Annotated in this window: 20 protein-coding genes; 10 read left to right on the top strand and 10 right to left on the bottom strand. The window is 65.2% G+C overall.

Annotated features, from left to right (window positions below; genetic code table 11):
• Positions 1 to 114: 114 nt before the first annotated feature.
• From BLQ39_RS00630 to BLQ39_RS00615, 4 genes are all read left to right on the top strand, one after another.
• Positions 115 to 912 carry a FadR/GntR family transcriptional regulator gene (locus BLQ39_RS00630; protein WP_092321147.1) on the top strand — a complete coding sequence of 266 codons (798 nt, stop codon included), beginning with the start codon at positions 115 to 117 and terminating at the stop codon, positions 910 to 912.
• A 267-nt stretch (positions 913 to 1,179) separates the two neighbouring features.
• Positions 1,180 to 1,962: an alpha/beta fold hydrolase gene (locus BLQ39_RS00625; RefSeq protein ID WP_092321326.1), complete on the top strand. Its 783-nt coding sequence runs from the start codon at positions 1,180 to 1,182 to the stop codon at positions 1,960 to 1,962.
• Between the two features lie 341 nt (positions 1,963 to 2,303).
• Positions 2,304 to 3,314, top strand: a complete 1,011-nt coding sequence (locus tag BLQ39_RS00620) for a diacylglycerol/lipid kinase family protein (RefSeq protein WP_092321146.1) — start codon at positions 2,304 to 2,306, stop codon at positions 3,312 to 3,314.
• 8 nt (positions 3,315 to 3,322) lie between these two features.
• Positions 3,323 to 3,775 carry a DUF1294 domain-containing protein gene (locus BLQ39_RS00615; protein WP_092321145.1) on the top strand — a complete coding sequence of 151 codons (453 nt, stop codon included), beginning with the start codon at positions 3,323 to 3,325 and terminating at the stop codon, positions 3,773 to 3,775.
• Positions 3,776 to 3,945: 170 nt separating this feature from the next.
• Here BLQ39_RS00615 and BLQ39_RS00610 read toward each other — a convergent pair whose 3' ends face one another.
• The 4 genes from BLQ39_RS00610 to putP form a co-directional block, all read right to left on the bottom strand.
• Complete coding sequence (locus BLQ39_RS00610) at positions 3,946 to 4,791, bottom strand: aggregation-promoting factor C-terminal-like domain-containing protein (RefSeq protein ID WP_092321144.1); 846 nt, start codon at positions 4,789 to 4,791, stop codon at positions 3,946 to 3,948.
• Between the two features lie 427 nt (positions 4,792 to 5,218).
• Positions 5,219 to 6,535 carry a wax ester/triacylglycerol synthase domain-containing protein gene (locus tag BLQ39_RS00605; RefSeq protein WP_092321143.1) on the bottom strand — a complete coding sequence of 439 codons (1,317 nt, stop codon included), beginning with the start codon at positions 6,533 to 6,535 and terminating at the stop codon, positions 5,219 to 5,221.
• A gap of 50 nt (positions 6,536 to 6,585) precedes the next feature.
• Entirely contained in the window at positions 6,586 to 8,103 is a 1,518-nt protein-coding gene (locus BLQ39_RS00600) for a DHA2 family efflux MFS transporter permease subunit (protein WP_092321142.1), read from the bottom strand.
• 235 nt (positions 8,104 to 8,338) lie between these two features.
• Positions 8,339 to 9,871: a sodium/proline symporter PutP gene (gene putP, locus BLQ39_RS00595; RefSeq protein WP_092321141.1), complete on the bottom strand. Its 1,533-nt coding sequence runs from the start codon at positions 9,869 to 9,871 to the stop codon at positions 8,339 to 8,341.
• Between the two features lie 148 nt (positions 9,872 to 10,019).
• On the opposite strand from putP, the gene BLQ39_RS00590 reads away from it, so the two are divergent.
• On the top strand, positions 10,020 to 10,343 hold the full coding sequence (locus BLQ39_RS00590; protein WP_092321140.1) for an ArsR/SmtB family transcription factor: 324 nt from the start codon (positions 10,020 to 10,022) through the stop codon (positions 10,341 to 10,343).
• Positions 10,344 to 10,376: 33 nt separating this feature from the next.
• On the top strand, positions 10,377 to 10,859 hold the full coding sequence (locus BLQ39_RS00585; RefSeq protein ID WP_198417120.1) for an SRPBCC family protein: 483 nt from the start codon (positions 10,377 to 10,379) through the stop codon (positions 10,857 to 10,859).
• Between the two features lie 76 nt (positions 10,860 to 10,935).
• On the opposite strand, the gene BLQ39_RS00580 is transcribed toward BLQ39_RS00585, so the two are convergent.
• From BLQ39_RS00580 to BLQ39_RS00570, 3 genes are all read right to left on the bottom strand, one after another.
• Entirely contained in the window at positions 10,936 to 11,964 is a 1,029-nt protein-coding gene (locus BLQ39_RS00580; RefSeq protein ID WP_092321139.1) for an NADPH:quinone reductase, read from the bottom strand.
• Positions 11,965 to 12,163: 199 nt separating this feature from the next.
• Positions 12,164 to 12,439 carry a HigA family addiction module antitoxin gene (locus tag BLQ39_RS00575; protein ID WP_092321138.1) on the bottom strand — a complete coding sequence of 92 codons (276 nt, stop codon included), beginning with the start codon at positions 12,437 to 12,439 and terminating at the stop codon, positions 12,164 to 12,166.
• A 43-nt stretch (positions 12,440 to 12,482) separates the two neighbouring features.
• Positions 12,483 to 12,776: a type II toxin-antitoxin system RelE/ParE family toxin gene (locus tag BLQ39_RS00570; RefSeq protein ID WP_092321137.1), complete on the bottom strand. Its 294-nt coding sequence runs from the start codon at positions 12,774 to 12,776 to the stop codon at positions 12,483 to 12,485.
• Between the two features lie 125 nt (positions 12,777 to 12,901).
• Here BLQ39_RS00570 and BLQ39_RS00565 point away from each other — a divergent pair, with 125 nt between their 5' ends.
• Positions 12,902 to 13,846 (top strand): restriction endonuclease, encoded by a 945-nt coding sequence (locus BLQ39_RS00565; RefSeq protein ID WP_241987002.1) that lies wholly within the window; start codon positions 12,902 to 12,904, stop codon positions 13,844 to 13,846.
• Between the two features lie 27 nt (positions 13,847 to 13,873).
• Here the strand turns inward: BLQ39_RS00565 and BLQ39_RS15500 are convergent, their stop codons facing one another.
• The 3 genes from BLQ39_RS15500 to BLQ39_RS00555 are packed head-to-tail and all read right to left on the bottom strand — an operon-like array spanning position 13,874 to position 14,890.
• Positions 13,874 to 14,104 carry a hypothetical protein gene (locus BLQ39_RS15500; RefSeq protein ID WP_135109444.1) on the bottom strand — a complete coding sequence of 77 codons (231 nt, stop codon included), beginning with the start codon at positions 14,102 to 14,104 and terminating at the stop codon, positions 13,874 to 13,876.
• A 37-nt stretch (positions 14,105 to 14,141) separates the two neighbouring features.
• Positions 14,142 to 14,522, bottom strand: coding sequence for a DUF6569 family protein (locus BLQ39_RS00560; RefSeq protein ID WP_135109446.1), 381 nt, complete (start codon positions 14,520 to 14,522; stop codon positions 14,142 to 14,144).
• Positions 14,456 to 14,890 (bottom strand): hypothetical protein, encoded by a 435-nt coding sequence (locus BLQ39_RS00555; RefSeq protein WP_135109448.1) that lies wholly within the window; start codon positions 14,888 to 14,890, stop codon positions 14,456 to 14,458. Before BLQ39_RS00555 ends, BLQ39_RS00560 begins: the two co-directional genes overlap by 67 nt.
• Positions 14,891 to 14,978: 88 nt before the next feature.
• On the opposite strand from BLQ39_RS00555, the gene BLQ39_RS00550 reads away from it, so the two are divergent.
• From BLQ39_RS00550 to BLQ39_RS00540, 3 genes are read left to right on the top strand one after another with little or no spacing between them, the layout of a single operon-like run.
• On the top strand, positions 14,979 to 16,712 hold the full coding sequence (locus BLQ39_RS00550; RefSeq protein WP_167738580.1) for an SIR2 family protein: 1,734 nt from the start codon (positions 14,979 to 14,981) through the stop codon (positions 16,710 to 16,712).
• Positions 16,712 to 17,314, top strand: coding sequence for a hypothetical protein (locus BLQ39_RS00545; RefSeq protein ID WP_092321133.1), 603 nt, complete (start codon positions 16,712 to 16,714; stop codon positions 17,312 to 17,314). The genes BLQ39_RS00550 and BLQ39_RS00545 overlap by 1 nt, the downstream gene beginning before the upstream one ends.
• Positions 17,311 to 19,773: an AAA family ATPase gene (locus BLQ39_RS00540; protein WP_092321132.1), complete on the top strand. Its 2,463-nt coding sequence runs from the start codon at positions 17,311 to 17,313 to the stop codon at positions 19,771 to 19,773. Before BLQ39_RS00545 ends, BLQ39_RS00540 begins: the two co-directional genes overlap by 4 nt.
• The last annotated feature ends 189 nt before the right edge of the window (positions 19,774 to 19,962 follow it).

Raw genomic sequence — 19,962 nt, 5'->3', positions numbered from 1 at the left:
GACAATAAGCATGACGCAAGAATGGTCTCGTGACAAGACCAATCTTTCGGGCTTAATATGACGTAGCACCCGCAGCACCTGTCTGCGAGGCCAACCGCAGAGGGAAGGATGCCGATGACCGGCAGTGTTCGCTCGCGGCTGGAGCCGGTTGGCGCTCCGTCCGTGGACTCCGCGGGCACCCTGGGCACGCTGCTGGCACCCGTGTCACGCGCGGATGAGATCACGGATCGCCTGATTACCGCGATCGCCATCGGCGAGTACCTTCCCGGGTCAAAGCTGCCTGCCGAACGCGAGCTGGCGGCATCCCTCGGAGTGGGCCGCATGACGGTTCGGTCGGCGATCGCGCGGCTGGTGGAACAGGGCCTGCTGGAAACCCAGCGAGGTCGCGGCGGCGGCTCGTTCGTGCGCGAGCAGTGGACCTCGACGTCCAACGCCTCTGTGCGCCGCACGCTGTCTGTTCGCTGGGAGAGCATCCGCGACACCTGCGACGCGGTCAGTCGCCTGCAGGGTGCGATCGCGGGGGCCGCCGCGGAGAAGCGCACCGAGGAAGACACCACCCTGTTGCGCGAGCGCCTCGAAGCCTTCCGCTCGGCCGATTCGGGACCCCAGTCGCAGCGCGCGGACGAGCTGCTGCATCTCGCCATCTGCGCGGCAGCGCACAACGAAACGCTTCAGTCCGTGCTGTTCGAGCTTGAATCCCAGGTCAGCATCGCGGCTCCTGCTCACCTGTGGGGGTCGACGACGGGAATGCGGGCCATGGAACTGCGCGCCCTGGCCGACCACGACAGGCTCGTGAATGCCATCTGTGACCAGCGGGCCTCTGACGCGAGCGAGATCGCACTCGAGCACGCCCGAATCGACCTGGAACTGCTCGAGGAAGCACTGCACCGGGCCGGTGCACCCGACGCCTAGGTGATGCGCCCGGCGATCGAGTTCAGGCTGTGAGGGGTCGCAAATCGACCTTCAATCGGCCAACGAAGGTCGATATGCGACCCCTCACGCGGAGGAGGTTCTTGCGTTCCGATGTCGTCGGGGTCAGGGTGGCCTGTAGCTGCGCGCCGACAGTGACGCGTACAGTTTTGCGCCGAGAGTGACGCGCGTACAGTTTTGCGCCGAGAGTGACGCGCGTACCGTTTCGCGCCGACGATGCCGGCGATGCCGACGATGAGGGAGCCGCAGATGACCGAGACCGTGCGATCAGCCGACGGAAGCACCATCGCCTACGAGACGAGGGGCACGGGTCCTGCCCTGATCCTCGTGGGCGGCGCCTTCAGCACGCGACAGTCGGCCGGCGCGATCGCCTCCCTGCTCGCCGCCAACTACCGCGTCTACGCCTACGACCGGCGCGGCCGGGGCGACAGCACCGACATCCAGCCGTATGCCATCGAGCGCGAGGTCGAGGACCTCGCCGCGCTCATCGAGGCGGCCGGCGGCTCGGCGTTCGTCTATGGTCACTCCTCCGGAGCCGTGCTCGCCCTCGAGGCGGCGGCGGCCGGCCTGCCGATCACGAAGCTCGCCGCCTACGAGCCGCCGTACACCGCCGCGGAGCCCGGAAGTCCCACCCTCGACGGCTGGGGCCACAGCGTTCAGGCCGCTCTGGATGCCGGCGATCGCGATCGCGCCGCCGTGCTGTTCATGCAGGGAACGGGCGCCGACCCCGCCGTAGTCGAGGGCATGACGCAGCTGGCCTTTTGGCCGGGCATGCTGGCCATTGCCCACACCTTGCCGTACGACCTCGCCCTGGTCGGCAGCGGTTCGGTTCCGACCGAACGCTTCCATCGGATCGCCGCGCCCACCCTGCTCCTGCACGGCGGGAACAGTCCGGCGTGGGCGGGGATCGCGACGTCCGTGATCGCGGAGGCGATCCCGGGCGCCCGGCACGTCACCGTCGAGGGCCAGGATCACGCCGCAGACCCCGCCGTGCTCGCCCCGGTGCTGGTGGAGTTCTTCGGCGCGGGGTGATCGACGCTCCGTGATCGGCGCCCGTGACGGCCCCGCGGTGATCGAAGGCCCGCGCGGTGCGAGCGACCGGTGGTCGAGCCTGTCGAGACCGGTGTCCCCGCCGAGAGTCGCCGTTCCTACCGAGAGTCGCCGTTGCATCGGCGACTCTCGGGACATTCGGCGACTCTCGGCGGACATCCGGATCTCGACGGTGGGGGTCACGACAAGCTCGACCCCCGGGGCCGGGATCGACCACCGGGGCCGGGGTCGAGCGCAGGGCGTGACGAACGGCGTGCGACATCCGTCTCAGTAGTGAGTTCGATAGAATTCCCTCACCCAAACCCGGACGGACGGACGGCCCCATGACGATCACCGAAAAGCCCGCAGCCGCGACCCCGGCAGACTCCGCTCCGCGCAAGGACCTCGCCGCCGTCGTCTACAACCCGATCAAGGTCGACCTCGACAAGCTCAAGCGGCTCGTCGGCGCCGAGCAGACCGCGGCCGGCTGGCCGGAGACGCTCTGGCTCGAGACGTCGGAGGACGACCCCGGACAGGGGCAGGCCAGGGAGGCCATCGCGGCCGGGGCATCCGTCATTCTCGTGGCGGGCGGCGACGGAACGGTGCGCGCGGTCGGCGAGGTCGTGCACGGCACGGACTGCGCGCTGGCCCTACTGCCGTCGGGCACCGGCAACCTGCTCGCCCGCAACCTCAAGTTGGTGCTCGACGACCTCGAGCTCTCCGTCCGCTCGGCGTTCACCGGCCGGGACCGCACCATCGACGTCGTGCTGATCGACATCGAGCGCGAGGACAAGTCGGTCGACCGGCACACCTACCTCGTGATGGCCGGGCTCGGCCTCGACGCCAAGATGCTCGCCAACACCGACGACGACCTCAAGAAGAAGGCCGGCTGGCTGGCCTACGTCAAGGCGCTGCTCGCGGTCGGCAAGGACAGCCGGGAGCTGCATTTCCGGTACCGCCTGAACAAGAAGCCCGAGCAGTCCCTGCGCGCGCACACGATCATGATCGGCAATTGCGGCTCGCTGCCGGCGAAGATCGAGCTGCTGCCGGACGCCTCGCTCGACGACGGCCTCTTCGACATCGTCGTGCTCAAGCCGAAGGGCGTCTGGGGCTGGCTTCAGATCCTGAGCAAGGTGATCTGGGAGAACGGGGTGCTTAGCCGAATCCGGCACGGTCACAAGCTCCGCACCCGGGAGGTCGACGCGCTCAACTACGCCACCGGCACCGAGCTCGTGCTGCGCCTGCACCACCCCGAGGAGATCGAACTCGACGGCGACGGCTTCGGCAAGGCCATCGCCCTGAAGGCCTGGATCGAGCCCGGAAGCCTGATCATCCGCGTCCCGCAGGACGCGTAGCCCAGCGGATGCCTGCGCCCACGCCCCGCACGCCCGCGGCCGCCGGCCGGCAGTCGCGAACCGCCTCGGGGCGGGGTGTCGCGGCACGCAGCTCCGGCCCCGGCACCTACCTCGCGATCCTGGCGTTCCTGATCGGCTTCATCGCGATCAGCCTGACCTGGCCACTCCCGTACTGGGTTGCCGGGCTCTACCTGGCCGTGAGCATCCTGTGCTTCATCGTGTACGCGGTCGATAAGTCCGCTGCCGGCGCGGGCCGCCGTCGCGTGCCGGAACGCACGCTTCTGCTGCTCGGCTTCGCCGGCGGCTGGCCGGGCGCGGTCGTCGCCCAGCAGGTGCTCCGCCACAAGACCCAGAAGGCGAGCTTCCGCAGGGCGTTTTGGGTGAGCGTGCTGGCGAATGTCGCCGTCTTCGTCGCGCTGGCTACGCCGCTGGTCGCCGAGCTCGCGTCGTTCGCGGCCTGAATCCCGCGCGCGCTGTCGTGAGGGGTCGCAAATCGACCTTCCCGAGGCCCGGGAAGGTCGATTTGCGGCCCCTCACGGAGGAAGGATGCGGCACTAGCACCGGACACCCCCCAGCGAGAGGGACGCTCCGGCGACCCCTCAGCGCGCGAGAGAGCGCGCGGGATGCGGGTTTAGTACCAGTTGTTTGCCTCCGAGTGCGACCAGGCGGCGCACGGAGTCCCGTACGACGACGCGCTGATGTACTCGAGGCCCCAGGCGATCTGCGTGGTCGCGTTGGTCGCCCAGTCGGAACCGGCCGTGGCCATCTTGCTGCCCGGCAGCGATTGCGGGATGCCGGTGGCACCGCTGGGGTTGTAGGCCTGGTAGTTCCAGCCCGACTCCTTCTCCCAGAGCTGGCTGAGGCAGGAGAACTCCCCGCTTCCCCAGCCGTACTTCGACTGTGCCATCGCCCGGGCGGTCGCCTTCGCGCCTTCCGGCGTGTTGGATGTCGCCAGCGATTTTGCGACCTCGGCGGCGGCGGCCTGGGCGGCAGCGACCTTGGCGGCGGCGGCAGCAGCCGCGGCGCGGTCGGCCTTGGCGGCAGCCAGGGTCACGGACACGGTCTCGGCCTTCGTCTCGGCCGTCAGCGAGACGACCTTGTCGAGAGGCATGGTCTCGAAGCTGGCCAGCGAGCTGGCAACCTGGGCGAGGTCGGACGCATCCACCTTGTGCTTGTTGGCTGCGATGACCTTGTTGGCGGCGGCCAGGGCGACCGAGGCATCCTGCTCGGTGTGCGCCTTGGCGACTCCGGCGTAGGAGCCGAGCTGGGCGCGGTCGAAGCCGGTGCTTTCAGCCAGCGCCGTGGTCGCTGCGACGCGTTCCTGCGTCGCGGCCGACGACTGGGCCGCGAAGGCGCCGCCGGTGACGAGGCCGACGATCGCGAGGGACGCGGCGCCGAACATCGCGATGCGGTGTGATCGTTCCTTGCGGGTCTTCTTGCTCTGCCTGCGGGTGGTTTCGGGTGTTTCTGAGCGCATAAATGTATTCCAGATTGCGGGCCTGCGCATCGTGGCGTCGGGCTCGCTGAGCATCGGGCCTGCACGCTCGGGATCGGCGCAGGCGAAACGACTACCGTGCCAGCGGTTTCTGACCGAACAATCTGTTTAACCTCCGAAAGTCCTGTGCAGAGGTCGCTGAGGCGTGTTGTGGCGCGGATTTCGCGCGTGGCGAACGGTCAGGCCGCTTGGCGCCGATCCCGGCCAGCGCCCGCGGGCCTGCGGGCGGGCCGCGCGGGTGGTCCTCCCGACCGAGCTGAGCAGAATACCCCCAGCGGACAAGCCCCCGGGCGGCGCATCACCTGGCTGTCGCCGACCCACCTGAGGGGTCGCAAATCGACCTTCCGGGGGCTCGGGAAGGTCGATTTGCGACCCCTCAGCGGAGCGCGCGGGCGCCGCCGCCGCCCCATCAGCCGGCGAGGGTTCGCAGTTCCTCGGCGAGCAGGTCGCCGAGCACGGGCAGGTCGGGGCAGGCATCCGGGTCGGCGGTGAGCGTGATGGCGAGGGTTCCCGCGTAGGACAGCGCCGCGAAGGACACCGTGACGTTGCCGGTGGCCACGCTCAGCGGCACGATGGCCGCGATCGGGCAGCCGAAGATCGCCAGGCGCTCGGACGGACCGCGCAGGTTCGTGACGAAGGTGTGGATCAGGCGCTGCCGGTCGACGAACCGCTGGAAGAGGCCGAGCCGCGCCAGCAGGCGGAAGAACGGGCCGAGCAGCGCCGTCGAGGCACCCGGCGGCGCCCGCTTGGCGGCCCGCGTCGCCGCCTCGACCATGGTGAGCCGTTCCAGCGGGTCGCCCACGCCGGTCACCCCGATCGGGATCACCCCGCTCCGGTTGCCCAGATCCCCGGCGTTCGTCTGGCGCCGTTCCGAGAACGGCACCGACAGCACGAACCGGTCCACCCGTTCGCCGCGCCGTTCGAGCAGCCGGTGCAGCGCCCCGCCGATGGCCGTGAGTACGACGTCGTTGACGGTGGCGCCGTGGGCGTGGGCGGCGCCGCGAACCCGGTCGAGCTCCACCCGGATGCTCAGGAACCGCCGGCGCGCACCCGTCGGCCGGTTGAGGGAGTTGGGGGGCAGCCGCTCCTGGGTGCCCGGGCGCAGCTCGGTGACGGCCCCGCCGAGGCGCGCCAGCACCGCGGGCAGCCGCTGGAGCGAGCCCAGCCGTCGGCCGGCGGCATCCGCGACCAGCCTCCGCACGGATGGCATGGGCCGGGGAAAGGGACGGCCGGCGCCGGCCGGCGCCCCGTCGACCAGGCTCGCCAGCACGGCGAGGCCGCCGATGCCGTCGGCAAGCACGTGGTGGAAGATGATGATGAGGGCCGCCTCCTGGTCAGCCGTGTCCGTCACCAGGGTCGCGGACCAGAGCGGCCGGCTCCGGGGAAGCGGGGTGGCGATCAGCGCCGCGGCGAGGTCGAGCACGGCCTGCTCTCCCCCGGGAGCCGGGCACCGCACCGAGGACAGGTGGTGCGCCAGGTCGAAGGCGGGATCGTCGGCCCAGACCGGGCGGCCGCATCCGGGGGGCACGGTCACCAGCCGTTGCCGCAGCCGCGGCACGTTTTCGATCCGCCTGGCCAGCTGCTGCGCGGCCTGCTCGAGGTCGAGCCCGGTGCGGGCGTCCAGCATCAGAACCGCGCCGACCTGCATGGGCGTGGATCCCCGCTCGGTGGCCAGGGACATCAGGTCGTCGGTGCTCACCCGGTCGATCGGGTACTGCTCGCCCATGGTGCGAACCTATACCCGCACGCGGCCGCCGGGCGGAGCGCGGCGCCGGGCTAGCCCTGGTGCGGGAGCGCCGGAGCGCCTGCGGGCAGCTCGTCCTGCGCCGGCCGCCGGATGAAGAACGCTGCGGGGATCGCGAAGAGCGAGATCACCGCTCCGCAGAGGAATGCCGCGTGGATGCCGGTTGCGCTGGCGGCGACATCCGTTGCCCCGCCGGCCAGGCTCGTTGCGGCAACGGATGCCATCACGGTCACGAACAGGGCCGTGCCCACCGCGCCCGAGAGTTGCTGCACGGTGCCGACCATGGCGCTGCCGTGCGAGTACAGCTCGGGGCGCACGGCACCCAGCCCCGCGGTGAACAGGGGCGTGAAGAGCAGGGCCAGGCCGAAGCTCAGGGTGACGTGGGCGGCGAGCACCAGCCACGGCGAGCTGTTCGCACCGAGCATGGTCATCGACCAGAACACGGCACTGACGATGGTGGAGCCGGTGATCAGCAGCCGTGTCGGCCCCGACCGGTCGTAGAGGCGCCCGACGATCGGGGCGAGCAGGCCCATCACGAGGCCGCCGGGCAGCAGAAGCAGTCCGGCCTGCAGGGAGCTGAGTCCGAGCACTGTCTGGGTGTAGATCGGCAGCAGGATGATCGTGCCGAACAGGGCCATCATGCTGATCGCCATCATCACGATCGCGAACGTGAAGGTGCGCGAGCCGAAGGTGCGCAGGTCGAGCAGGGCGCGGTCGCTCTGCTGCAGCCGGAGCTGGCGCAGGATGAACAGGGTCAGGGCGATCGCGCCGACCGCCAGCGGCAGCCAGCCGGAGACCGAACCGATGCCGCCGGATGCCGCGCCGAGGTTGCTCAGGCCGTAGACGAGCCCGCCAAAGCCGAAGGCCGACAGGATCACCGAGAACACGTCGATCGGGGTCTTGCGCGGGGTGGTCACGTTCTTCATCAGCGTGCCGCCCACGGTCAGGGCGGTCAGGGCGATGGGCAGCACGAGGATGAACATCCAGCGCCAGTCGAGCACGCTGAGGATGGCGCCGGAGATGGTGGGCCCGATCGCCGGGGCGACCGAGATGACGATGGAGATGTTGCCCATCATGCGGCCGAGGTGCGCCGGCGGCACGAGCGTCATCACCGTGGTCAGCAGCAGCGGGAACATGATCGCCGTGCCGGTGGCCTGCACGACCCGGGCGGCCAGGAGCACCTCGAAGCCCGGGGCGAGGGCCGCGATCAGCGTGCCCGTGCTGAACAGCGACATCGCCGCGATGAACACGGGCCGGGTGTGGAAGCGCTGCAGCAGGAATCCGGTGACCGGGATGACGACGGCCATCGTGAGCATGAATGCCGAGGTGAGCCACTGCGCGGCGCTGGCCGTGATGGCGAGGTCGGTCATCAGGCGCGGCAGGGCGACGCCCATGATCGTCTCGTTGAGGATCACGACGAAGGTCGAGATCAGCAGCAGGGTGATGACCAGGCGGTTGCGGGTGTTCAGGGCCTGGTCGGCGGCGGATGCGGCGGTTGCTTCGGCCGTTTCGGTCGCTTCGCTCGTTGCGGCGGTGGCGGTTTCAGACAAAAGAGGTCCCGTCGAGGAGTGCGGTCAAGAAGTGTTCAGGCGTTCCCGCCGGGCCGGAGCCTCGGGCATAGAAGGAGGAACCCGCGTTCCGACGGATTCATTCCGTGTGGCGCGGCCGAATTGGCGGGATTCCCGATTCGGTGCGCGCATCCGTGGCGCAGATGACGACGGCACCCATCCGCGACCGTGATGGGCCGGCGGCGGGTGCCGTTGTCATGGGTGGTGCCAGGTGGTGCTAAACGGTGCGCGTTGCCGTGCTGTCCTCGACTGCGGCCGTCTCCGGCACCTTGTAGTCGTGGCGGGCCTGCGCCACGGCGGCGTCGAATTCGGCGTCGATCTCGGTGGACGGCTTGTACGTGAGCAGGGAGACGACGACGGCAACCAGCAGGCTGGCGATGAAGCCGGGGACGATCTCGTACATGGTGTCGCTCAGCGGGGAGTTGCCCCAGACGAAGACGACGACGGCACCGGTGACCATCGAGGCCAGCGCACCCCAGGTGGAGAGCTTCTTCCAGTACAGGGAGAGCAGCACCACGGGTCCGAAGGCAGCGCCGAAACCGGCCCAGGCGAAGCCGACCAGTTCCAGGATGGTCGCATCGCGGTTGAGCGCAATCACACCGGCGACGATCGCGACGAGCAGCACACCGAGTCGTCCGAGCATGATCATCTGCTTGGGCGAGGCATCCTTCTTGCCCACGATCTTGTACAGGTCTTCCACCAGCGCCGAGGAGCAGACGATCAGCTGCGACGAGATGGTGCTCATGATGGCGGCCAGCACTGCGGCCAGCACCAGGCCGGCGACGAACGGGTGGAACAGGATCTGCGAGAGCAGCAGGAAGACCGTTTCCGGGTTATCCAGGGTCACCTCGGGGTGCTGCTGGAAGTACGCGATGCCGATGAGCGCGGTGGCCACGGCGCCGAGGGCGGTGGCGATCATCCAGCCGATGCCGATCCGGCGTCCGGCCCTGGCGTCCTGCGGGGTGCGCAGGGCCATGAAGCGCACGATGATGTGCGGCTGGCCCACGTAGCCGAGGCCCCAGGCCGCGGCGGAGATGACGCCCAGCACGGATCCGCCGGCGGTCAGGGAGAGCAGGTCGGGGTTCACCTCGCGGATGGAGTCGAGGGTTGCGGTGATGCCGCCGGTGGCGTTGAGGGCCACCACGGGGACGACGACGAGCGCGACGAGCATGAGGATGCCCTGGGCCACGTCGGTGAGGGTGGCGCCGAGGAACCCGCCGAACAGCGTGTACAGCAGGGTGACTCCGGCGACGATCAGCATGCCGGTCAGGAAGGTGGAGCCGAACGAGTTCTCGAAGAACACGCCGCCGGCAACCATGCCGGACGACACATAGAAGGTGAAGAACACCAGGATGATCAGGCCCGAGACAATGCGCAGCAGTCGGGTCGTGTCCTTGAGCCGGTTCTCGAAGAAGCTCGGGATGGTGATGGAGTCGTTGGCGACGTGCGTGTAAGAGCGCAGCCGCGGGGCCACGAACTTCCAGTTCAGCCAGGCTCCGATGGTCAGGCCGATGGCGATCCACGCCTCCACCAGGCCGGACACGTAGATCGCGCCGGGGAGGCCCAGCAGGAGCCAGCCGGACATGTCTGACGCGCCCGCGCTCAGCGCCGCGACGCCGGGCTTCAGGCCGCGGCCGGCAAGCATGTAGTCGTCGAGATCGTTGGTCTGCCTGTAGGCAAACCAGCCGATCGCGAGCATGGCGGCGAGATACAAAGTAATGGCTACGAGCTGGAAGAACTGATCCGTCACTGGATTCCTTTATTCGGATGCCCGGCATTCGGGCATTCGGATGCCCGGAGTACGGGCGATTGCAAACCTCCAGCCTCTCAGAGATACGGGTGCTCCGAATCGCACGGGGGTCTTGCGCAACACTATAGCAAGTGCTTTACTTTAGTACATGCTTAAGGAATCACCCGACCTCAACCTCATGTTCCAGGCGCTGGCCGACCCCACGCGGCGCGCGATGGTGGACCGGATGACGCGCGGGCCGGCATCCGTCTCTGACCTCGCCCGGCCGTTCGCGATGACGCTGGCCGCCGTGATGCAGCACCTCAAGGTGCTCGAGCAGAGCGGGCTCGTGCGCACGCAGAAGGAGGGCCGGGTGCGCACCTGCCGGATCGACCCGGCCGCGCTGCGCTCCGCCGAGGACTGGATCGCCGAGCGCCGCACGACCTGGGAGAGCCGGCTCGACCGGCTCGGGGCGCTGCTCGACGAGGACTGACCGACCATCGCTACACACGACAAGGAGAGAAAAATGACCATGCCATCCGAACGCCCGCTGACCGAACGAAAGCTAACGCATTCGACCTTCGAACTCGAGCGCGAGTACAAGGCCCCGGTCGCCAAGGTGTTCCAGGCCTTCGCCGACCCGGCGATGAAGTCGAAGTGGTTCGACGGCCCCGAGCCGTGGCGTTTGATCGAGTCGGCCCTGGACTTCCGGGAGGGCGGCCGCGAGGTCAACGAGGGCCGGTTCGGGCCGGAAGGCCTGGTCTCCCGGTTCGACGGCACGTACCACGAGATCGTCGAGAACCTGCGGATCGTGTACAGCTACGAGATGCGCGTCGACGGCGCACGGCTGTCGGTGTCGCTCACCTCCATCGTGCTGACGCCGACGGATGCCGGCACCCGCCTAACCCTCACCGAGCAGGGCGTCTACTTCGACGACCTCGACAACACCGAGCAGCGGATCGAGGGGATGCGGGAGGCGCTGGAGTTGATCGCGCCGGTGGTCGAGTAGCCGGTGGTCGAGCCGCGAAACCGCAGTTGTGTGCGCTAAAACGCCCGAATGACGCGCACAACTGCGGTTTCGCGGGCTAGTGCGAGACGTCGATCAGCACCTTCCCGACGGCGGCGCTCTCGACCAGGGCATGGGCATCCGCAGTGTGCGCCAGGTCCACCCGGTGCAGGGGCAGCCCCGCCTCCTCCCCCACGGCCAGGGCGCCATCGCGGAGGGCGGCGTTGATGTCCTCGGCGGCCGCCCGAATCACGTCGGCGCCCACCGTGTAGAGCAGCAGGAACTGGTAGCGAACGTTGAGGCTGAAATGTTTGCGCACGTCGAGCGTCATCTGGTCGCCGCCGTTGTTGGCGTAGACCGCGATCGACCCGCGATTGCGGATCACGGCGAGATCGAGCTGCGAATTCTGGGCGGGGGCGACTTCGACAACGAGATCAACGCCATCCGGGGCAATCTGCCGGATCTGGGCGACGATGTCCGAGTCGGTGTAGTTCAGAACGTGCTGCGCGCCGGCGGCCGTGGCGAGCGCCGCCTTCGCCGGTCCGCTCACGGTCGTGATGACGGATGCCCCCGCCCACCGGGCGAGCTGGATCGCGGCGTGCCCGACCGCGCCTGCGCCGCCGGCCACGAGCACGACCTTGCCGGCCAGGGCGCCCGGGTGCAGCCGGCGCGGTCCGTCCTCGGCCACGGTCAGCGCGCGGTACGCCGTGATCGCCGGCACCCCGAGGCTCGCACCCTGGTCGAAGCTCGCATTCGCCGGCAGCGCGAAGACCCGGTCGGCGGGAAGCACCGCGTGCTCCTGGGCACTGCCGCTGTGCGCGCGCTGGTAGGCGGCGAGCGCCAGCCAGACCCGGTCGCCCACCGTGACGTGCTGCACTCCGGCGCCGACCGCCTCCACGATGCCGGCGCCGTCCTGGCCTGGCACGACCTCGTCGAACGGGAGCGCCTCGCCCGGCGCTGAGCCGCGGCGCGACTTCCAGTCGGTCGGGTTCACGCCACTGACCACAATCCGCACCCGAACCTCGCCGGCACCCGGTTCGCTCACCGGCCGATCGACGAGGTGGAGCACGGACGGGTCACCGGTCTGGCTGTACACAATGGCTTTCATGTCAGGCACAACGCGCCCGGCGGTGGAATGTTCCCTGAACTACGGCGCGGGCGACTGCCACCACACCACCGGGCAGCGATCGAGGGCCCGGGACACGTGCGCAGGCGACGGCAATCTGGTCACCCTCCGTCTGCAGCGCAACGAGGCTTCGGCACGCCGCATGGGCCTGGCGACCCCCGGCTACCGCGACCACGTAGGCCTAACCTGCGAGTGGAAGCACCTCCGGCCGTGGCTTCTGCCGTTCATTCCACAGGTCGTAGGCACCCTGCATTCCCAGCCAGAGTTCCGCGCTCGTTCCCAGAAGCAGGCTGAGGCGCACTGCCATGTCCGCCGTCACGGCAGAGTGGCCGTGACGGATGCGAGAAAGCGTCGCCCGAGTAACGCCGAGGCGTCGTGCGGCCTCGGCCAGGCTGACCTCGCCGAGATAGTCCTCAAGGAGCAGGCCCGGATGCGGAGGGTTGTGCATTGCGGTCATTTTCGTTCGGTCCTTCCTGGTCGATTTGGCTGGTCGACTTGGTTCAGTGGTAATCCACGTAGTCGAGGAGCACGACATCCGTGCCCTCAAACGCGAAGGTGAGGCGCCAATTCCCGGACACCCAAATCGCGTAATGCCCCTCGACGTTGCGCCCCGATTCGCCCTCCCCGTGCAGCTCATGCGGCCGCCATGAAGGCGGTATGTCACCAATCGACACGGCGTGGTCGAGCACAGCGAGTTGCCGCTGCAGCTTCGCGGCGTGATCCGGGCGGATGCCCGCCTTGCTTCCCGACGCGAAGAACCTGGCAAGCCCCTTGTGTCGAAACGACCTGATCACAGAACAAGCGTATCATCTTGGTATACGTATAGCGAGAGAATACGGTGCGCCACGTCTACACAACCGGAGCCGAAAGGCGACAATCGGTAAGCTTCAGGGGCCCAGACCGCTTGAGAGGATCTCCCTTGCTTGATGATGACCTGCAGTCCGAATCACAAGTGCCGATCTGGCCCGCATTCATCATCCACACGCTCCGCGCACTCGCTGATGGCGCAACTCTGAGCCGGAGAGAGCTCACGCGGAAAGCTGTTGATAACGCAAACCTGAGCGAGGTTGCTCTTCTCGAAACCCTGACTTCGGGAGCGCTTCGGTGCGAGCAACGTGCTGGCTGGGCGATCACACATCTCGCGAAAGCGAACTGGATCGAGCGACCATCACGCGCCCAATACCGAATCACGGAGGATGGTCGAGCGTGGCTGGCCGCCCATCCTGAGGGACTTGCCGACTACTCAACCGCGCGCACGACGTTTGCTCCGTACTGGCCAAAGAAGTACATAGAAGCACCGCCGATGCCTAGCCCCTCAACTAAGCCGCTTGTTGCCACACACGAAATCATCGAGCCCGTTGAACAGATCGAAGACGCGATCGGACGAATTAACAGTGACGTGGCAGATTCCCTGCTAGATCGCCTGCGTGTAAGTCATCCCGACTTCTTTGAAACGGCAGTCGTGAGCGTGCTTCTGAAGATGGGCTACGGAGGCGCAGAGCAGCGGGGACGGCGCATCGGCGGAACCAGTGACGGCGGTGTCGACGGGGTCATCGACCAGGACCCCCTCGGACTTGATCGCGTCTACATCCAGGCAAAGCGGTATGCCGACGGAAACAATGTTGGACGAGAGGCGATCCAAGCGTTCGTTGGCGCGTTGCATGGGGTCGCGGCATCCAAGGGGGTCTTCATCACGACAAGTGCCTTCACCGAGAAGGCAAGAGGATATGCGAGCAGCGTCTCTACTCGCATCATCCTCATCGACGGTCCACGCCTTGCCAGCTTGATGATTAAGTACTGCGTCGGAGTTCAAGTGACTCAGACATACGAGGTCGTTGAGGTCGACGAGGACTTCTTTGATTGAGGTTGTACCAGCGGGTATGGGCCCCAGTCAGGACTGCGCAAGCGCCAAGATTGCGGAGATTGCCGCGGCGGCAGCGGCAAGGAAGAGAATCCAGCCGCCCGTCCTCCGCGTGATTTTCCAGCGGCCCCGGACATCCTGACAATCCTCAATATCAAGAAGGATCGAAGAGAATCCGTCCAGGACAGTTCCGGGATCGGCCCGTTCGATTTCGCCGTCGCTCGTGGTTGACGAACGCCCCGCCACTTCACCAATGAGCACGACGGTGGCCAGGTCAGAGGTCTTGGGGCGCTGTGACTTAGGCGTTGGCGAGGGCCGGGTGGCCGCCGTTGAAGACGGCCGCGTGGATCAGGCCGAACGCGAGCGCGAAGCTCGACACGGCCAGCGGGCCGAGCGGGCTCGCCACTTGCTCCGGCGCGGCCAGGTTGTCGCCGACGGGCGTGCGCTCGAGCAGGGTCGCGAAGTCCCGGGCCAGGTAGCCGGGCGTCTCGCGGTTCTGCGCGTGCTGGGCCTCGTACCGGGCGGCGGCGATGATGCCGTCCCACCGGGCGGCCAGGCCGCTCTGCCCGCCAAAGAACTCGGCGACCGCGATGTAGCCGCCGATGCCGATGATCACGCCGCGCTGGCCGGGAATCCGGGTGACCGGCCGCAGCTCGGCATCCGTTCGACGCGACGACATCGCCATCGAGGTGAGCAGCGAGTGCCCCTCGACCGCGCCGTTCTGCGCCTCTGGCGACGGATGCGTTCCCACACCTCGCCCTGTGCCCGGCCCTGCACCTGGGTGCGGCCGGCCGGCCGAGCGGCCTGGGCCTGCTCGGCGGCGAGCACGTCGTTGAGCCCGTAGCGCACGCCGTACGAGGCCCGCCGGCTCGTGCCCTGGTGCCGGTTCGCGCCGCTCCAGCGTCCCTCGAAGACGTCGCCCTCGATCGCGATGATCGGGCGGTGCCCGGCGTTGGTGACGACCAGGTTGTTGACGGATGCCCCGGCCTCGAGCTCGGAGACGGCCAGGTGTTCCGGCTGGGAAACCATGCGGGTGCCAGACGGCATTTAGGCAAGACCTGAGGCGGAATTGTCTACCCCCAACTGGGGTGACTAGCTTTCGAAATGCGTTCAATCCATGTGTCACGCTAAACGCATGATGCCCGCGAGCGCCGAGAGTCACTCGGACATGGTTATAGCGCTTGAGGCCCTCAAGGGTTCACAAGCGGCCCTCCTGGACGACGTGGCGAACGCGAATCGCGTCTTTTGGCTGGGGTCGGGCATTTCGTGGAACCAGGTCCCTGGCCTCGCTGAGCTAATTCGACGCGTCCTCATGTACCTGAAGACGGAGGGAGGTAGCCGGCCCGGCGATATTCATGCAATCGCATTGCATGCGATCATCCATGGGCGGTTCCCCGAGAATATCCAGACAGCCTTTGACGCGGATCCGAGCGCTTGGGTAGTTCCCTCAGCAGGCGAGCTCGAACCCTACGTTGAGAAGTACGCAAAGATTCTTGCCCAAACGGTTGGAAATGAACGTACTGACTACCTTCTCTGGAACGCTGTTGAGGTGTGCAGAACCTACGGCGCACCCAGTATCGAGCCTGGTGAGAACCACCTCCTAATCGCGCTACTCATGCACGAAGGGAACTTGCCTCATGCGGTGACCACAAACTGGGACGGGCTGATCGAGGCGGCGTACTCGTCGCTTGCCGGTTCGAGCAGCCCTACCCTTGGACATGTCTCAGTCCTCATGACACAAGAGGACTTTCGCGCGAACGCCAATTCCAGAGCGCCGCGACTCTACAAGATTCACGGTTGCGCGATTCGCGCCTCGGAGTCGCTCGAATATCGCGACTACTTGGTCGCGCAAACACTGGATATTGCCACGTGGGGCCAAGATGGGGACCCCCACCGGCGGGTATTCCAGATGGTCACTGAGTTGATGACTGACTTCAGGACTCTAGTCTTTGGCCTCTCGTTCCAAGATGAAAACCTGGTTCGCGTCCATTCGCACGCGAGCAAAGAATTGCCTTGGGCATGGGATGAACGTGCTCCCGCCTACGTAATATCCGACAAGGCGCTTCAGGACGGGCACAAGACCATTCTCCAGTCCTCCTATGGGATTGAATACAGCTCCAACCGCACCGCCGTTGAGAGTGCATCCCACATCCCGATGTATTCCGAACCTATGCTCGCGGCGCTACTCCTCCGAACAATCGGGCTTAAAATTCAGGCTCTCGCTGGCAGGCTCGATGGCCTCAAAGAAGGCACGTGGCTACGAGGCGCTCTGTTCGCTGCTATTGAGCACCGTGAATCGGATTTGGCAAGACGAATCGGGGATCAATCCACAACCTTCATTTCGTTTCAGTCGAGGGCATTGTCTCCGCTGATTCGCCGTTATCACGGCGATGCCGACCCCGCTGATGGATACACGCCCATCTACTATGGGCCAGTCTCGGATGCGCTCAATGACCCACACGCCAGCCAGAACAGGACTCCAGAGATCGCTGCCATGCTTGCTCTGCTGAATTATCTCGATCTTTCCGGCGCATGGAAAGTGCGCATAGAGTCGACCCCCGCTCGGGCGGGGATGGTTCTCCTAAGGGGCACCGACACAAGCACAATCCAAATGGCCCTAGTGAAGGACGACGCGGCAGCCATCGTTGCGAGGAAAGCCAGTGAGTGGCGGCATCCGACTGGCCGCATGATCATAGCCAGGCTCACCGGATCTAGTCCAAACTCTGCGCAACGAAGCCCAACGGGAAGGATGGGTTCAGCGCGACGGCCCGGCGCACTGACACATGAGATCTCATTGGCGGATATTTGGCTACGCGCGACGAACGCGGAAGAGCTGCGCACCGTGTTCTCACAGAAGGTGACGATCTGATGGAATCGCCGGAATTGTTGCTCGCGGTCGCCGAAACGATCGAAATCCTCGAATCAATCGGCTATCACCGCCTTGCAGTTCCCTATTCGATTGGAGAGGTCCAATTCGACTACGGGATCCCCCTCGTGGCAGGAGAAGGATCTCTCGATCTAGTGATCATCGACCAAGTTGGACCTGCGGCGGTTGAAGAAGCGTTTTGGAATCTTCAGAGCATCGCCCAGTCACTCGACGTCGCCGGATCCTTCAGAACCCTAACGCTGATTGCCATCGGCCCACCCATCCGCCATGACGTTGCTTTCCATCGGATCCAGGCCTTCGCCCGTGTGCTCCTCGTTGACACGACTCAAACTTCCCTTACCGTCGAAGAACAGATCGCCCCGCTCATTCCATTTCACATTGAGAACACCGATGCGGAAGCGCTCGAGGATCCACTCAAACCGCTCCAAGACTTCGCCAGGTCAAGCTCATACGCTTCACCACTCACCGAAATAGTGGCACAGAGCGAGTTGGGAATCCTTGCCGTGGAGACGCGCCTTCTCAGATGGTTTGAGGAGCCCCTGCAAAATGAGGATCTCGACGCAACCGAGGTAGGTCAAAAGTGAATCCACGGCTGAAATCGTTGAAAGTCAAGAACTTTAGAAGCATCCGCGGGGAATGGACCATCCCACTGGACGGGTCCATTGTGCTGTTGCATGGGAACAATGGGGCGGGCAAAACCAGCATACTTTCCGCGATTGAACTGGCGGCAACGGGAACAATCTCCCACTTGCGTGATTCAGGCGACGAGTCGTACGCGAAGCATATTCTTCATCGAGGAAGTCGCGATGGATCCGTGAGCTTGGCTGTTTCCAACAGCACGAACAGGATTGGCGTGTCCTCAACACTCAGCCTGAGCACACGCGGACCTGACGGCCAGCCCTTACTCGACGAGCATCTGGGGCGCCACTTCGCTGAGCGTTGTCTTCTCTCTCAGGCGACGCTCGGACGTTTGCTCGATGTCTACGCGCCGCCCGACCAAAAGCGCCAAGAGTCTGCACTCATCAATTTCGTAAAGGAGCTTCTTGGAATCGACAGACTCGACGATCTAATTTCCGGTCTGCATTCCACAATTCGAGTCGACTACGCGCAGAAGAAAAGTCGGGTGTGGACTGCCGCTCTAGCAGAACGGAAGCGGGTTGCTGAGGGCCACGCCAACCAGAAACTCCGATTGATCGCTCTCGACAAGGACCTCGGGCAACTCCGAGCCGTGCTGCGCGAAAGAATGGCTTCCACGGTTCCGGGCGACGCATCCGACAAGGAACTCTCACGTTGTGCCTCCCGCGAGTTGCGAGAGGCTGAGCAGAACGAGTCTGAGCTCGCAGCGCTCACAAACCTGGACGCGATGCTCAGAATCGCCACTTCCATTTCAGAGGCAGTTGGTGGTCCTGATCTCGAACTGATGGACTCGACATTCAACGAGCTCGAATTGGACGTCGTTTCCGCGCGCCGGTTGCTCAACACGCTGTGGTCCGAAATTGATGGGCCGATCAACTCTTATGCGAAAACTGCTAACAGCCTCCTCGAGGTTGAAGCTGAATGGCGCCGTGAGCATGCCCGTAACGATCTGGATCGAATGACTAACCACGCGCGTCAGTTCTTGGAACGACTTGATGAAGAAATTCAAAATGCTCAGGATATGCAAAGCCGGCTGCGGCGGCGGCGCGACACCCTTCACGACCGAATCAGCATTGGAAACCAGCTGAGAGAACTGCGTGATGACCTAGGCGCAACGCTTATTTCAGGGCAACTCACTGAAGCCCTCGCTCTCATACTTCCAAACGTCAGCGGGCCCAACTGCCCGGTATGTGATCAAGGCTTCGAAAGCGGCGCGGAGGGACTCCAAGAACACATCCAGTCGAAGCTCGAAGAATTGCATCTGGAAACCGAGGCGTGGTCAACAGCGGACGTACGACTGCGAGACTGCGAAACTGAAATAGCCCAGATCAGCCTCGAAATTTCCCGTCTCGAAGCCCAAGCTGAAGAGCCGCATGTCGCAGGCAGCCGACATTCTCTGAGAAAAGCTGTGTCGGTCCTCATCCAGGAATATCCCCCCATCGAGGCCCTTCTCGATGACGTGAAGGTGCAATCAAGCGCTCTAGCTGCCCTTGAGGAGCAGCTTGACGCAGCCATCTCGAAGCGCGCGCGTTCACGAGAACTCGTTTCGCAGATCAAGACGATCGAGACGGAACTGGCTGTTGGCCATCCCCAGAGCGATCAGTCCAATGCAGAACGGATTGAGTTCCTGCGTGAAAAACTCACCCTTAGGCGGACCCAGTCTGAAACTCTGCGCCGTACGGCGTCGAGGCTCAGGAGCACGCTTAAGGAATTCGAAACTGCAGTCGAAGAAAGTACCGAACTGCGGATTTCAGTCGAGAGAGACCAGAAGCGTCTGGATGGCATGGATGCGCAGTTGGGCGAAGCCAAGCACCGAAAGGACTTGGCATCAGACCTGCGAGTTCGGGCGGAGGAGGAACGATCAAGAGTGATCAATTCGGTTTTTGACCAGCGCCTCAACGGAACGTGGAGAAAGCTATTCTCCAGACTCGTTCCTGATGAACCGTTCCTCCCCCAATTCGACCGACAGATCAAGAGTGAACGCAGCATCTCCGTAAACCTGACGACTCAGGATCGACAGGGCCAGAGTGCTGGAACCCCGTCGGCGATGCTCAGCCATGGGAACCTGAATACTGCTGCCCTCTCCCTGTTTCTATCCCTACATTTCGTTGCCCCAAACGAATTGCCCTGGCTCATCCTTGACGACCCGGTCCAGTCCATGGATGACATTCACATCGCAAACTTCGCCGCCCTGTTGAAACACATGTCGAGGGAGCAAGGCCGGCAAGTAGTCGTCGCGGTTCATCAACGCGAGCTATTCGACTATCTCGCGCTGGAGCTGACTCCTGCCGCACCAGGACAGGACTTGATTACCGTCGAGATCGACCGTTCAAGCAGCGACACTACGATTACTACGCGGAAACGCGAATTTCAGCCTGACTCTGCGTTGGACCGTCATGCCGCCTAGATCCCTGGAGTGGACCTCCAAACGTGTGTGCTCCGAGAGGGTCTGAGCGCGCTCTTGTGGATTTCTCCGGGTATTACCGGATTAGGCAGTCCAAACGGTCGTCGTTGCCTGGTTCCGTCCAAGGCAAAGTAGGGACCCTCCTCGTTTGCGGGCGGCGCTACTCGACACAGCGTACGCATCGATACCAAC

This window comes from Cryobacterium psychrotolerans (assembly GCF_900101115.1).
In the GTDB taxonomy this organism is placed as follows: Bacteria; Actinomycetota; Actinomycetes; order Actinomycetales; family Microbacteriaceae; genus Cryobacterium; species Cryobacterium psychrotolerans.
The sequence above is the reverse complement of the archived record's forward strand: the minus strand, read 5'-3'. Positions and strand labels throughout refer to the sequence as shown.

Coding starts and splice junctions, on each gene's coding strand:
- BLQ39_RS00630 (WP_092321147.1), top strand. CDS start 115: ATGACCGGCAGTGTTCGCTCGCGGCTGGAGCCGGTTGGCGCTCCGTCC.
- BLQ39_RS00625 (WP_092321326.1), top strand. CDS start 1,180: ATGACCGAGACCGTGCGATCAGCCGACGGAAGCACCATCGCCTACGAG.
- BLQ39_RS00620 (WP_092321146.1), top strand. CDS start 2,304: ATGACGATCACCGAAAAGCCCGCAGCCGCGACCCCGGCAGACTCCGCT.
- BLQ39_RS00615 (WP_092321145.1), top strand. CDS start 3,323: ATGCCTGCGCCCACGCCCCGCACGCCCGCGGCCGCCGGCCGGCAGTCG.
- BLQ39_RS00610 (WP_092321144.1), bottom strand. CDS start 4,791: ATGCGCTCAGAAACACCCGAAACCACCCGCAGGCAGAGCAAGAAGACC.
- BLQ39_RS00605 (WP_092321143.1), bottom strand. CDS start 6,535: ATGGGCGAGCAGTACCCGATCGACCGGGTGAGCACCGACGACCTGATG.
- BLQ39_RS00590 (WP_092321140.1), top strand. CDS start 10,020: ATGCTTAAGGAATCACCCGACCTCAACCTCATGTTCCAGGCGCTGGCC.
- BLQ39_RS00585 (WP_198417120.1), top strand. CDS start 10,377: ATGACCATGCCATCCGAACGCCCGCTGACCGAACGAAAGCTAACGCAT.
- BLQ39_RS00580 (WP_092321139.1), bottom strand. CDS start 11,964: ATGAAAGCCATTGTGTACAGCCAGACCGGTGACCCGTCCGTGCTCCAC.
- BLQ39_RS00575 (WP_092321138.1), bottom strand. CDS start 12,439: ATGACCGCAATGCACAACCCTCCGCATCCGGGCCTGCTCCTTGAGGAC.
- BLQ39_RS00560 (WP_135109446.1), bottom strand. CDS start 14,522: ATGTCGTCGCGTCGAACGGATGCCGAGCTGCGGCCGGTCACCCGGATT.
- BLQ39_RS00555 (WP_135109448.1), bottom strand. CDS start 14,890: ATGCCGTCTGGCACCCGCATGGTTTCCCAGCCGGAACACCTGGCCGTC.
- BLQ39_RS00550 (WP_167738580.1), top strand. CDS start 14,979: ATGATGCCCGCGAGCGCCGAGAGTCACTCGGACATGGTTATAGCGCTT.
- BLQ39_RS00545 (WP_092321133.1), top strand. CDS start 16,712: ATGGAATCGCCGGAATTGTTGCTCGCGGTCGCCGAAACGATCGAAATC.